Raw genomic sequence first — 13,849 nt, 5'->3', positions numbered from 1 at the left:
TTAGAAAATTGAAGAGCAAACTTTATTTAATTTGTAAACTTTATACGCTTCTGTAAATTTATATGATGTAAGAAATAACTGATTTTATGTCTGTGCTATAGTAAAAATACTTACGGTAAGCTTTAAGCCGTTTTATGCTTTAAGGTATAGGTTTGCAGACCACAAAAAACCATATAAAAGAAGTAATTAAAAAAAATCACTATTAACAAGGACGTTACTATGAAACACATACTTATGTTATATGTCATTTCTGGTGCATTAGCGCTTAGCGGCTGTTCTACGTTTAACAACATGCTGGGAAAGGACGATTCTGGCATGCATGAGGTGCAAGCGACCACTAAAAATACCGCGCCAGTTGCCAGTAAAAATGGCATGTTGGTCGATGCAACCAATCATATGACCTTATATACTTTTGATAAAGACTCTATGAATAAATCAGAATGTGGCTCAGCTTGTCTGGTTGCTTGGCCAGCGTTTTTGGCACCAAGTAATGCCAAAGCGTCAGGGCAGTTCGCCGCCTTTAAACGTGAAGATGGCAAATATCAATGGGCGATGAATGGTAAGCCGTTATACTTTTATGCCAATGATACCAAGGTTGGCGATAAAGATGGTGATAACAAACTTGGCGTTTGGCACATCGTAAAAACTAAATAGCGTTAAAACTATTTTAATACCAATAAAGAAGCAGCTACCTATAGCTGCTTCTTTAACGAGTTACTGATAGAAAATTTTAACCTATCGTTATAATCTGATAAGCGCTTAACGTGTGCTCTGAGCAGATAAGCGGCTTGCATCGAGCAACAAAAACCGTTAAAATCGCGGTTTGATTTTCCCGCTGGGGAAAGGCTAAGTGAGCAGCGGTGTGGTGTTGGGTGCTGGAATAAGCCAGTGACGTAATTGCCAGACTGACAGATGTCCTTAGTGCCTCAGTTACGTATGTGAGCGTGCTTGATAGTCAAAATGCCATTAAGTAACAGCGCTGTACATACATCGGACATAGAGAGTTTATTATGCGTAAAGATATCCATCCTAATTACCAAGAAGTTTTGTTCCATGACACCAACGCTGACGTGTTTTTCTTAACTCGCTCAACCGTTAATACCAAAGCCACTCGTGAATACGAAGGTAAAGAATACCCATACTACCCACTTGATATTTCAAGTGCGTCGCATCCATTCTATACTGGCGAACAACGCAAAACGTCTACTGAAGGCCGTGTTGCAAGCTTCAACAAACGCTTTGGTGCGTTTGGTGGCCGTAGCAAGAAAGCTGCTGAATAATTTATACTTATGGTATAAATATATGTCGCGAAGCAGTCTTTTGCTAAGCAATAAAAAACCGCTGACTATTCAGCGGTTTTTTTTATCTAAATTTTAATGTTCAGTATTTGCACTACTCAGCTACTTAACTTAGTAGTCGACGAATCTAGCAACTTCACAATCAATTCTGCCACTTGCTGCGCCCAATAACCATACATCAAACTGCTTGGATGAAAGCCGTCGCTGGCAAACATCACTCTGATATCGATCGGCGTGCCGTTAGAGTGTTCTTCTATCATGCGCGCAAAGTTCGTTGCCATGTAAGTGACATTGTCATGAGCGGCACAAATTTGCTGCAAGCTATTATCAAGGATAGCGGCTTTGGCGCCAACGAAGTTATTCAATGGCGCAGGTATCGCAGGCATTTGTGCCATCGGCGGTAAGCTCAAAAAAACCAGCTCGCGTACGCCGAATTTACGCTGGGCGATAGCAATGATATTTTCAATCTGCTGTTGCCATTGAGCCGCAGAGACTTTGGAGGTAGTATCATTAACGCCGACACTTAATACCATCACATCAATAGGTTGGCTCGGTGCAGGCAACACATAAAGCCTGCGCAAAATATCAAAACTGGTATGACCCGTGGTCGCTTGTAACGACCAGTTTAAGGTATCAAAAGCGCTTTGGATAGCAGCCTGCTCAGTCAAAATAGGTATCAAATGACCGACCAGCGCCTCTTGTTGGGTCTGACTACCGACGCCAGCCGCTGCCGAATCACCAACGACCATCAGGTTCAATATATTGTTGCTTTTACCCTTTGAGGTAATAGGCGAGTTATTGAGCTGAACCTGTCCATGACGCTCGCCATTTGGCTCAGGTAGGCGTACAGTATCACGCTTGATTTTGTGCCCTTGATAAAGGTAAACAGGAGCAAGCAGCACGTCCTTGGCAGCAGCGGTTATTTTATTTTGCATTTTTTTAGTAGCTACCATCCTGCACGCTCCCGAATCGTAGTGAGGTTGTCTTCAATAAGTAATTTACCATCGATATATACATCGCGTAGTAGGTTATCTGCAGCTGTCGTTAAATTATCCGCTTTAATGGTATCTATGTTGCCTTTGCTATTTTTTATGAGTGCCAAACGGCCTCTTTTTGAGCGTTTTGAGCGACTGGTGACAGGGTCTTTATAGATATCTTTCCATACACCATCGATAGAGATGGCACTGGCTTTCATCGCCCAGCTCATGGTATCGCGATTGACTTGCTGTAGTAGCCCGCCGCCCATCCCAAAGGTGATATTGTCGGCGCTAAAGCCTGCGTTTAAGACCACATCGATGATTTTGCTTAAGCTTTGCGGGCTGATACCATCGCCTTGGATAATGCGTACATAGTCGGGCAGCACTTTATAGCCTTTGCTATTTATGGTGGTGCCAAACTTTACCGCCAAGCGCTCTAAGGCTTCGCGCACCACTTTTGCCGGATCGCCGCTATCTGGACGGATAACCAAAGTTCCGCCCATATTTTTGACGTCGTCTTTTAGGCTACCGCCCCAAATATTATCAATGGCATTCCATAAATCATAGCTGTCAGATACCACAGAAAAACTTTTACCAGCGCCGCCAAATTGTTCAATCATATTGGCAAAGGCGGCAGTTTCTCCGTCGCGACCCCACGCCGTCATGGTGCTATGCTCAGCAGCAGGGATAGAAAAAGCAGCTATTTCTTTGTCCATGTAATACCAGCGGCTGGCGGCAACCAAGGCCGTCATCGAGTCGGTACCAGCAAAGTTCACCAAATGCGCAAGACTACCAAGGGCGACAGATTCTTGACTAGACGCACCGCGCGAACCAAAATCATGCAAACGGAAAATCAGCGACTCGGTATTGTCGGCAGATTTTTCTAGTGCCTGACGAATGATGCCTTTGCAATAGTACGAGACGCTAGCGACGGTTGAGGGATACCAAATCGCCCGCAGTAGCGCCGTTTCGATATAGCTTGGTAGCCAGTAAAACTCAGGGTCAGTATTGATAATTTGACAGACCACATTGGATGCTGGAACGACGCTGCCTTCAGGAATGGCTTCGATGCGCAGTGGCAGATAGCCGCCATGCTTATCTACCAACAGCTCCCAGCCAGCACGGTTAAAGGTCAAGCCATGGGCTTGAATGACCGCTTCGGCTTCATCAATATCTTGATGGGTAATCGGCGTGCTAAGGTATTCTTTGATAAAGGCTTGCAAGCCAAAAAATACCACATCATAGTCGCCTTTGCGCGCTTCGATATAGCTTGATAAATACTCGCTACCGCTTGGATATTGCACCCAATGCGAGGTTTTATAGCTGTCGCTATTTAAGATTAAATTGTTTAGATTGCTGGTGTACATCACAGAACTCCTCTGCTTTGAGATGCCGTAGCTGTTTTTTAATAACCGCTGCGGCGGTGAGCCATTGCCGTCTATCGGCGCTAGCGTGAAAAAAGGTTAATAGAAATTGCACAGTCGCCTGATAAAAGCCTACAAACCAACCATTTTAGCGATAATCGCATAATGGTCTTCAAACATCATGGTCGCATCAAGCTCTGCAAGCGGTAGCCAAAACGCTTTGGCTGCATCGTCGCCACCTTTGACTTTTGGCAACCCTTTTGGGTCATTTTTAAGCTGAAAATAAAAGGCTTGAGTAATCGTACGACCACGCGCCGAGCGATACGGGTCGTCAAAGGTATGCTGGCTGTGGCAAGAGCCACGTAATACCGGTTCAGGGACTTTCAAACGAGTTTCTTCGCGTAGCTCGCGAATACAGGCATCAAATAAGGTTTCTTTTGGATTCAAAAAACCACCCGGTAATGCCCATAGCCCGCGTCCTGGCATACTGCGGCGTTCAACCAATAAAATGTGCCCTGATTGTACGACGAGCGCATCAGTGGTCATAAAGGTTGGTGGATAAGGCGCAGACTCCCATTGTCTTTTATATTTATCGACAAAATCGGCTTCTTCATGCAGGTTTTGATAAATATCAGTCTTTTTAAAGTCATTGAGGACGTTGCGGGTTGATTCGGGGGTGCGCTCAGGCGTTGGCGTGGCACCCATCAGGTAGCTGTCACGAATAGGGGTCGCGGATAAATTGTGATAATTGGGTACAGAAACCGACGCCCAATTTGGGAATAAGGACAAGTAATAAGATGAGCTGTCTTTTGAATGACCAATCAGCCCAATATCGCCTTCTAAATCGCCTGTGACCGACTTGACGCCCGCTTGCACATATTGCAGCCAACGCGTGTCATTGTAGAGCGCATCGTCGAGACCGACACAGTGAATTCGCGCCGCTTCTGCTGGCGAGTAGGCATTCTTTATCATCGCCGCGCGTTCATCGACACTAAATGGATTACGCAAGCTACGAGGCAGGTTGGCAGAACCAATCAGCATAATGACGTTATCGGCACGTTTTAATGCTTCATCGACCACTGCCTTATGCCCGCAGTGAAACGGCTGGAAACGTCCAATAAATACCAAATAACGGTAGTCTTTACTGTTATTTTTATCCGAGCTTTTATCCGAACCTTGCTCTGCTGATTCACTCATAACGGCCAACTCCTAACTTACTGCTATTAATTATCAATTTAAAATGTCTCAAAGAGGCTAATACTGACACAGCCTATATCTGGCTGACAAGTATAAAGATGTTTAGTGCGGTGACTTTATCGCTTTAACGAATTTTAGCGCTTGGTTTTTGCGCCATGAATGTTATTTTAAAGGACAATATTTTTATAGATATAAAAGCAAAAACCCTTCTAAAGGCTAGAAAGGTTAAGGTTAGAAAGGTTTTTGCAAAAGCTTGGAAAATTAAAAATATCAAATCTCAAGTGTTTTGATTTTCTCTAAGCCTTGCTGCTCAATGACGGCAGTCAAACCTTTATCTTCTTCAATACGTTTGACAAAGGTATCAAGGTTTTTATAGGGCGTGTCCTCATTTTAAAAATGGTGATAAAAATGAGATAAATTGCCGTCAAACGAGGAAAATAGCGCAAATAATATCGAGATATTAGTCAGCTATTTGACGATGTTTGATAAAATTTAGCCATTTTTAGCCCATTTAGATACAAGCGCTTGAATTGAGGACACGCCCTAGTCAGATAGATCAATCTCAAACTTTTTCGCCCACGTTAGGGTGATATATAAGTAAATATCAGCCGTGGTTTTACTGCCTGTTAGATAATCAGTTTTACCGAGCTGCTCGTTGGGCAGTCTAAGCAAATGGGCGATTTTTTCTTTGGCCTTTTGTTTTAAGCTTTCTTGTGCTGCATCCCCTTCAACAAAGCCATCAGGGCCAAAGAGCGGGGCAAAGGCTTTATGCAGATCCGCATTCAAAAACCCTAGCCAATGCATCAGTTCACCTTTACCAGCTGGTGAGGTATCTGAACCAAAGATGTTGGCATCGGGATAGGCGGCATCGATATAGACTTGGGTGGCGATGTTTTGAGTAATGATAGTGTCGCCATCGACGATAGCTGGCACCGCGCCTTGCGGATTGATACTTAGATATTCTTCTGATTTGACCGAATCGTGATCTAAAAGCTTAAGCTCGTAATCTGTTCCCGTCCATTCGAGGGCAGTGTGCGGTACAACGGCGCAAGTTCCTGGTATGACATATAACTGCATAAATTACTCTTTTGAATTGGTTATGGCGTTCAATCCAGTCTAAACAGCCAATCTGGCCAAGTCAGTTATGTTATGTGAAGTTAGTTTTAGGAGATGTAGTATTATGCTGTTTGCGTCATTTGACCTATTCTAATCTGCAAGTTTACCCTGCATGTTGCTCAATCCATGCCGCCACCGTTGGCCAAATCTCTTTGGCAGCCGTACGACTGTTTAAAATGCGGCTATGGGTATAATCATCCAAGTCACCATGACTTCGCGCGTATTCACGAAAAACGTTAGCAGAGTTTTTGTTGAGCGAGCGATTAAAGTCGTTAAAAAGTGACAGGCAACCTCGAGTTGGCGAGATGAATTTATCACCCTTGGCGCTGATAGCATAAATGGGTACGGTAATATTCGGCATATACTGCCGATAATCAAAAATCGCACTTTCAGGAGTATTTTGCTGGCGAGTGTGGCTATCAAAAGCACTTTTCTGAATACCATTCGCATTTATATCACTTTGTTTAATAAAACTGCTGTGGAAGTTTTTATGCAAATTCCACTCATACCATTGATTCATGGTGTGATGGTTTTCATTGATGGGTCCCAGTTTGAGTTTTCTGGCGGGTATATAGCCAAATAGACGGGTAAACATCTTGGCGGCGACTATTTTAAAATAGTTCTTCAGATTGACGATGGCGCCGTACACTTGGCAAGCAAACATGCTGATGCTATTTATTTTATTGATATACTGCGGATTTTGAATGAGAAACATCGTTAAGCAAGCGCCGCCGCCACTATGGGTGACGCAGTGTAAATTGCTGAGCTTTAATTCGTTAAATAAATAATCAAAAGTGGCGGCAAAATCATAGGTGGCGACGGTTTCGAAATTAAATTTGTCATTTGGGTTTGAGCTTGCACCATGAGCGCGCCATTCCATGATATAGCAATGATGGCCAAGTCCAGCTAGGTATTCAGCGATTCTTAAGCAGGTTTTTTTGTCCGAAAAAGTGCCATGAGTTAAGAAGATATTTTGTCCTTGATGCGCATTAACGATAGATAATTGATGGCTTTTTTCATTATCAAAAACTTCCCAAATAGCGATTTGTACGGCATCTTTGGTGGTCACAAAATTTAGATTCTCAGTCAACATACTGCTCTCTCAAAATAGTTAAGATTCTGATATTTATTCTTTTAAAATTTTCATAAGCTCTTTAGTGCATTCTACGCCCGCTAGACTTGATAAGTCTGCACGCCGTCTTTATATACTATGAAGATAAAGGCAGCTTACTATAGGTAAGCCTTATTAAAAATAGCCATCGCTTAAAACCTCAGCGCTTAAAAATCGCTACTGCCAATTCACACTAGCCCAGTCGGAATTATGCGTTAAGTGCGCTATAATAGACACCATAAAGAGCCATAAAGAAGTTTTCATCACGGTCAAAGCATTAAAACGATAAGCCAAAATGATGGTGATTTCATTAGTCCCAACCTCACATAGACGACACAGTAGACGTGGACAATATAACGCTTGTGTCATAACACATAGGAAGCATTATGAGTGAACACAATCCAACTGATACTCAAGTAGACCCTACTGCCGATTACGAGTCAGCATTAGATACTGAGCAAACCGAAGCTAAAAGTAACATTACCATCACTGAAGCGGCGCAAGGGTATTTGGCAGATTTACTGGCGAAGCAAGATACCGATGGTATCGGCGTGCGTATTTTCGTCGAACATCCAGGTACACCGCGTGCCGAATGCTGTATGGCTTATAACCAGCCGGGCGAAGAAGACAGCGCTGATTTAAAACTGACTTATGACGATTTTTCGGCATTTATTGAAGCGGCGTCCGTGCCTTATTTAGAAGATGCGGTGATTGATTATAATAAAGACCGTTTTGGTGGGCAGTTGACGTTCCGTGCGCCAAACTCAAAAGTGCCAAAAGTTGGTGCCGATGCCAGTGTCGAAGAACGTATCAATTATGTCTTACAGTCGGAGATTAATCCAAGCTTGGCCGCTCACGGCGGTGATGTCCAGCTGCTTGAATTGGTTGAAGAAGAAGGCGTTGGTCTGACTGCTATACTGAAATTCGGTGGTGGTTGCCAAGGCTGTTCAGCGGTTGATATGACCTTACGTCAAGGTGTTGAAGTGCAGCTGAAACAACAAATTCCAGAGCTGACGCAAGTCATCGATGAAACCGACCATACACGTACAGAAAACGCTTATTATAAATAGAAAATGACAAGTCGTTATAAAAAATAGTGCCGATATCATCTAAGAATATGCTTATTAGTTTCTTTGTTTATAAAAATTGCTTATGAATATTTGTCATTAAGAGATGAAAAATTTGCTATTCTTTTAATAAAGAAGCTGGGTTATGATTAACTCAGCTTTTTTTATGACTTTTTGTTATAACTAATTTTGATAAAAAAAATATGGGTTTAATAACTTATTAATACCCCTGTAAATATCCCATAAAATTTTAGGAGCACCTTATGAGTGACGGACAACCAGCCAAGCAGAATACTCAGCGCCTTGAAACCTTAGCCATTCACGCTGGCTATAGCGTCGAGCCAACCACCAAAGCGGTCGCCGTGCCTATTTATCATACCAGCTCGTATGCCTTTGATAATACCCAGCATGGCGCCGATTTATTTGATTTAAAAGTTGCTGGCAACATTTACACCCGTATCATGAATCCGACGACGGCGGTGTTAGAGGAGCGCGTTGCGGCACTTGAAGGCGGTATCGGGGCGTTAGCAGTTGCCTCAGGTATGGCGGCTATTACTTATGCGATTCAAACCATTTGTGAAGCAGGTGATAATATCGTCGCAGTATCAACGCTATATGGCGGCACTTATAATTTATTTGCCCATGCTTTGCCGCGTCAAGGTATCGAAGTCCGTTTTTTTGACCATAAAAACCCTGAAGCGATTCGTGATTTAATTGATGATAAAACCAAAATGGTCTTTGCCGAAAGTATCGGTAATCCATTGGGTAATATCGTCGATATCCAAGCTCTGAGTGACATCGCCCATGAATATGGCGTGCCAGTGGTGATTGATAGTACGGTTGCGACGCCAGCGCTGTGCCGTCCATTTGAGTTTGGCGCTGATATCGTCATTCATTCATTGACCAAATATATGAGCGGTACTGGTACTTCGATTGGTGGCGCGATTGTTGATAGCGGAACTTTCCCTTGGGGCGATTATCCTGAGCGCTTCCCATTATTAAACACCCCAGATGAAAGCTATCACGGCGTAAACTTTGTCAAAGACGTCGGCGCAGCGGCATTTATTGCCCGTGCTCGTGTCGCGCCACTGCGTAATACCGGCGCGGCAATCAGCCCGCTCAATGCCTTCGGTATCATGCAAGGTATGGAGACGTTAAGTTTACGTATGGAGCGTCATGTCCAAAACGCCCAAGCAGTTGCTGAATATCTACGCGACCATGACAAAGTCGCCTGGGTAAAATATGCTGGTTTGCCAGACCATCCTGAGCATGAGCTTGCTAAAAAATATATGAAAGGCACGCCATCCGCTATTTTAACCTTTGGAGTAAAAGGTGGCCTCGAAGCAGGCGCGCGCTTTATTGATGCGCTGCAAATGATTACGCGCTTGGTCAATATCGGTGATGCTAAGTCGCTCGCTTGTCATCCAGCGACCACGACCCATCGTCAGCTTAACGAGCAAGAGCTAGAGAACGCGGGTGTTAGTGCGGATATGGTGCGTCTGTCAATTGGGATTGAGCACATTGAAGATATCAAAGCTGATTTAGAGCAAGCACTTGCCGCTGTTTAATTGAGCGATTATTTTGTTTTATAAATGAATACTAAAAAGCCCATATCCGATGACATGGGCTTTTGCTTATTAGATGCTAAAGTTTTGTAGGCAATCCTAAATAAAAGCGCGAAAATATTATAAAGTGCTACTGGTACAAATTTTCCTTGCTTGCTGTGCGACTTCGTCGCTCCAGAGGCTGCGCAAAATTTATCCCAGCAGCACTATCTTTTATTAGGAGTAAACTAGAAACGCCATCTCAGACACTTAGATTTTAGCGCTTTAGTAATCAAATAATCCAGCCACTAAACCGTTAAAACGCGGCGCGAGATATCTTGATACTCTTGCGATGATAAACGTGGGCCGAATTGCTGAATCACTTGGGCGGCGATTTCGCTGGCAAGTCGTCCGCATTCTGGCAAGCTATAATGCTGTGATAAAGCATATAAAAAGGCCCCAGAATAGTTGTCGCCGGCACCATTGGTATCAATAACATTAGTAACAACTGGCGTCGGAATCTCATAAATTTCAATATCAGACTCATCATTTGGCTTATGGGCGATGATAGCGCCATTGGGACCATCGGTAACCACCGCCGTTTGGCAATGCTCAAGTAAGGCACGCGCTGCTGCCTTATGCTGTTTTTTATCGGTGAATAATTTTGCTTCTTCACTATTACAAAATATCACCGCGACTTTATTGCCGAGCATATTAAGTAAACCTTCTTTGGCAAACTTTACCACGGCAGGATCAGCAAAGCTGACGGCAATTTTGGCGCCATGGATACCGGCTTGTTGGCGTAGTTTGGTCATCGCAGGCTGGATACCTTCTGACATTGCTAAATAACCTTCTAAATATAACCAGCCAGCTTGCGTTAATGCTTCAAAATCGACGTTATCAGCGGTGATATCGCTTGAGGTACCAAGGAAAGTTTGCATGGTACGCTCACCATCTTCGGTCACTGCTACCACACATGAGCCCGTCACACCGCCTGCATGAATCGACTGCGGGGAGGTGGCGACGCCCGCTTCGTGCAAGTCTTTTAGGTAAAACTCGCCTTGCTTGTCATCGCCGACGCGGCAAGCATAAAAAGGTTTGCCGCCCAAACTTGCAAAGGCATACATTGCATTGGCCGCTGAGCCGCCGCCCGCTTGTTTTGATGGCTTAATCTCTGCCAATTTAAAATATGCCAATAACTGCTGCTGCTCTTCGATTCCTGCTAGCGTCATATTGCCTTTGGTCAGGTCAGTTTCTTCTAGCGCTGCATCTGACAGCAGATATTCGTGGTCAACCAAGGCATTACCTATCGCCATCACATCGTACATACTGTTTCTCTCCTCAATAAATTTATCAGTTTTTAACCTATATTTTTTAGCTGAAAACTATTCTGCTTGCAGTTCAAGTAGGCGTTGATAAAGTGCGTTTTTCTTAACGCCTGTAATATCAGCTGCCAAGGCGGCGGCTTTTTTAACCGATAAGTCCTCTAATAAACGCTGCAATAATTTATCGTGAATACTGATATCATTATCATCCTGCGCCATATTTACCCCGGCGACGACCACGACGATTTCACCGCGTTGCTGATTGTCATCGGCTTTGACAAATTCGACCAATTCGCCAAGCGTACTTTTGTGCACGGTCTCAAAGGTTTTGGTCAATTCACGGCAAAACGTCACTTCACGCTTTGCCCCAAATATAGCCGCCATATCTTCTAAGCTAGCGACAATACGATGCGGCGCTTCATAAAATATCAAAGTTTCGGTACGTGAATTGAGCGCTGTTAATTGTTTTTGGCGCCCGTGGGTTTTGGACGCTAAAAAACCAATAAAGCTAAAGCGGTCTGATGGCAATCCTGCAACCGATAGCGCGGCAATGGCAGCAGAGGCACCAATAATAGGGGAGACGCGAACGCCAGCGGCATGGGCGGCTTGCACCAATTGATAACCGGGATCGCTAATCAGCGGCGTACCAGCATCACTAATCAGCGCAACCGAATGACCTTGCTGAATCATCTCAATGATTTTGGGCGTTTGAATGGCACTATTGTGTTCATGATACGCCCAAAGCTTATGATGACCTTTTTGTTTGGCAGCGCCATCAGACTCGTTTTCGGCGTCATGTCTATTATAATAAGCCGTTCCTTCTTCGCTATCTTCAACCTTATTGGCTTTGGTATTAATGCCAAAATGTGATAACAGTTTGCCTGAGGTGCGGGTGTCTTCACAGGCAATGATGGCAACTTGCTTTAAAACATCGATTGCATGCGGTGTCATGTCGCTTAAATTACCAATCGGCGTGGCAACGATATAAAGACAAGCTGGCATCGCGGTAGGGCTAGACATGAAAACCTCGGAGTATTAAGAAATTATCTTAAGAAAGAACATTAAAAACGCATATGAAAAGCGATTATGAAAACGCGAAAGTGGTTAGTTTAGCATGATGTGCTATGATAATTCTCAAATGTTCCGCTGATCGATAGCCATGATAATAAAAGCCCGTGATGGTAAATAACAAACCTCTAACCCTGACTTCGCCGACCCAGCGTCAAGGCAGCCGTTTTGAGCAGCAGGCGTGTGCGTTTTTACAAGCGCAAGGCTTGATATTGATTGCGCAAAATTGGCAACAACCAAAAGTGGGTGAGCTCGATCTAATTATGCTAGAAAAAGGGCAGGCATGGTCGATACTGGTATTTATTGAAGTGCGGCAGCGGCAGCGTTCAGGATTTGGTGATGCGGCGCTTAGCGTGACGAAAAGTAAGCAGTATAAAATTATCAAAGCAGCCCGCTATTTTTTGCAGCAGCATCCTGAATATAATGATTATGAGTGCCGGTTTGATGTGATAGCTTATGATACCAATACTAAAAATAACAGCAGGGACGTTAAAGAAACGACGTCAAAAAACACTCAACCAGAATGGCTGCAAGGGGCTTTTATTGCCTCGGCTTAGTAATAGGTTTTTTTAGCGTGAGTATTTTAAAAAATTAAGCCCGATAACTCAGCTAAAAAAGTAAAATAAATAAGCGTATCAAGTTACCGTTACCAAAAGCCTAAACGCCTCGGGTAAATATTCAGTAAAGTAGCGCCATTAAAAAGTCATTAACTACATAAAGCTATCACCATTATTATCAAGCGTCACACTATTAATTACCAGCTACTCACCAGTTAATCACTACATCATGTTCTAAGAGGTAAATCATGACACGGATGCATTTGTGCACTGCTATTTTTGGTTCATCACGCCGTAAGGCGATTGGCGTTATGCTATTGACCAGCATCGTCGCCACAGGTTGTACCACCAACTATCTGACCAATAGTACAGAAGGAACGTATGGCGTACCGATGACCGAGCGCACCATTCCGCAGCGCCTGCTCGACCGCAGTATCGAGCATACCGTCAAGATTAACGTCTATGGTCTGCAAGAAAATTTGCAGCAAATCAGCCGTATGAGCATTGATAGTTTTAATAGTGAGGTGCTACTCACCGGTGAGGTGCCAACGCAAGAAATTAAGACAGAAATTGAAAAAGTGGTTGGCTCTATGCCAGATGTTCGTCATGTTTATAATGAGCTTAATGTGAGCGCCTCAAGGGGCTATAGCTCAACCGTTCACGATGGTTATATTACCTCCAAACTACTGGCAAAAATAGCCTCTAGTAACGGTGTGAAAGCCTCGCAAATAAAGGCGGTCACCAATGATGGCGTGGTTTATATTATGGGTCGCATGACGCCGACGCAGCAAAGCCACCTGATTGATATTGCCAATAATACTGTCGGCATTACAGAGCTGGTGCTGCTGACCACCGTCGTTGACGATAGAGGGGTGAAGATAGGCGAGGACGATATCATGTATGAAGAGAATTTGGCCAATCCTACCAGAGGGCCAGCGTTCAATAGTCGGGCAGTACCTGAGGTTACAAGTGCGGTAGAGCCACCAGCCATCAATGCTACTCCGATTATCGTCGACGAGAATGGCGCGCCCGTTAATTAGCTGTCATTAAGTTGCCATTATCAAGTTGCTATGTTTACCTTTATCAAAAGTCTTGTCTCGCTAATAAACACAAGAAACCTAAACACTCATAACAGGAACAGAACGATAAACCCCCAGTCTGCCAGTAAGATATAAAACGTAAAAAGTAGAAGTGTGGCTTTAGCCAAAAACGCGCTAATTAAAAT

13 protein-coding genes are annotated in these 13,849 nt (G+C 43.8%); 6 read left to right on the top strand and 7 right to left on the bottom strand.

Going from position 1 to position 13,849, the window contains the following annotated elements; translation table 11 throughout:
- Positions 1-219: 219 nt before the first annotated feature.
- The gene (locus tag B3R91_RS02435; RefSeq protein ID WP_286796366.1) at positions 220-654 is read left to right on the top strand and encodes a hypothetical protein; all 435 of its coding nucleotides are present in this window, start codon (positions 220-222) and stop codon (positions 652-654) included.
- 356 nt (positions 655-1,010) lie between these two features.
- The gene (locus B3R91_RS02430; RefSeq protein ID WP_286796365.1) at positions 1,011-1,280 is read left to right on the top strand and encodes a type B 50S ribosomal protein L31; all 270 of its coding nucleotides are present in this window, start codon (positions 1,011-1,013) and stop codon (positions 1,278-1,280) included.
- A 116-nt stretch (positions 1,281-1,396) separates the two neighbouring features.
- Here B3R91_RS02430 and B3R91_RS02425 read toward each other — a convergent pair whose 3' ends face one another.
- The 5 genes from B3R91_RS02425 to B3R91_RS02405 all read right to left on the bottom strand — a co-directional run bounded on the left by B3R91_RS02425 (position 1,397) and on the right by B3R91_RS02405 (position 7,045).
- A complete protein-coding gene (locus B3R91_RS02425) occupies positions 1,397-2,251 on the bottom strand; it encodes an SGNH/GDSL hydrolase family protein (protein WP_286796364.1) in 855 nt (284 codons plus the stop codon).
- Positions 2,245-3,642 carry a nicotinate phosphoribosyltransferase gene (locus B3R91_RS02420; protein ID WP_286796363.1) on the bottom strand — a complete coding sequence of 466 codons (1,398 nt, stop codon included), beginning with the start codon at positions 3,640-3,642 and terminating at the stop codon, positions 2,245-2,247. Before B3R91_RS02420 ends, B3R91_RS02425 begins: the two co-directional genes overlap by 7 nt.
- A gap of 129 nt (positions 3,643-3,771) precedes the next feature.
- On the bottom strand, positions 3,772-4,836 hold the full coding sequence (locus B3R91_RS02415) for a bifunctional nicotinamide-nucleotide adenylyltransferase/Nudix hydroxylase (RefSeq protein ID WP_286796362.1): 1,065 nt from the start codon (positions 4,834-4,836) through the stop codon (positions 3,772-3,774).
- 543 nt (positions 4,837-5,379) lie between these two features.
- Positions 5,380-5,913: a glutathione S-transferase family protein gene (locus B3R91_RS02410; RefSeq protein WP_286796361.1), complete on the bottom strand. Its 534-nt coding sequence runs from the start codon at positions 5,911-5,913 to the stop codon at positions 5,380-5,382.
- Between the two features lie 142 nt (positions 5,914-6,055).
- Complete coding sequence (locus B3R91_RS02405) at positions 6,056-7,045, bottom strand: alpha/beta fold hydrolase (protein WP_286796359.1); 990 nt, start codon at positions 7,043-7,045, stop codon at positions 6,056-6,058.
- A gap of 404 nt (positions 7,046-7,449) precedes the next feature.
- Here B3R91_RS02405 and nfuA point away from each other — a divergent pair, with 404 nt between their 5' ends.
- On the top strand, positions 7,450-8,133 hold the full coding sequence (gene nfuA, locus B3R91_RS02400; protein ID WP_068405139.1) for a Fe-S biogenesis protein NfuA: 684 nt from the start codon (positions 7,450-7,452) through the stop codon (positions 8,131-8,133).
- A gap of 260 nt (positions 8,134-8,393) precedes the next feature.
- Positions 8,394-9,698 carry an O-acetylhomoserine aminocarboxypropyltransferase/cysteine synthase family protein gene (locus B3R91_RS02395; protein ID WP_144297774.1) on the top strand — a complete coding sequence of 435 codons (1,305 nt, stop codon included), beginning with the start codon at positions 8,394-8,396 and terminating at the stop codon, positions 9,696-9,698.
- Positions 9,699-9,982: 284 nt separating this feature from the next.
- Here the strand turns inward: B3R91_RS02395 and B3R91_RS02390 are convergent, their stop codons facing one another.
- Both B3R91_RS02390 and rsmI read right to left on the bottom strand, forming a co-directional pair.
- Complete coding sequence (locus B3R91_RS02390) at positions 9,983-11,002, bottom strand: adenosine kinase (RefSeq protein ID WP_144297773.1); 1,020 nt, start codon at positions 11,000-11,002, stop codon at positions 9,983-9,985.
- 57 nt (positions 11,003-11,059) lie between these two features.
- Complete coding sequence (gene rsmI, locus B3R91_RS02385) at positions 11,060-12,019, bottom strand: 16S rRNA (cytidine(1402)-2'-O)-methyltransferase (RefSeq protein ID WP_286796356.1); 960 nt, start codon at positions 12,017-12,019, stop codon at positions 11,060-11,062.
- A 158-nt stretch (positions 12,020-12,177) separates the two neighbouring features.
- Between rsmI and B3R91_RS02380 the strand changes: the two genes are divergently transcribed.
- Together B3R91_RS02380 and B3R91_RS02375 are read left to right on the top strand one after the other, a co-directional pair.
- On the top strand, positions 12,178-12,624 hold the full coding sequence (locus B3R91_RS02380) for a YraN family protein (protein WP_286796354.1): 447 nt from the start codon (positions 12,178-12,180) through the stop codon (positions 12,622-12,624).
- Positions 12,625-12,872: 248 nt separating this feature from the next.
- Positions 12,873-13,664, top strand: a complete 792-nt coding sequence (locus B3R91_RS02375; protein ID WP_144297771.1) for a BON domain-containing protein — start codon at positions 12,873-12,875, stop codon at positions 13,662-13,664.
- Positions 13,665-13,849 lie beyond the last annotated feature (185 nt).

Source organism: Psychrobacter sp. UBA6291 (assembly GCF_002439405.1).
Taxonomy (GTDB): Bacteria; Pseudomonadota; Gammaproteobacteria; order Pseudomonadales; family Moraxellaceae; genus Psychrobacter; species Psychrobacter faecalis.
The sequence above is the reverse complement of the archived record's forward strand: the minus strand, read 5'-3'. Positions and strand labels throughout refer to the sequence as shown.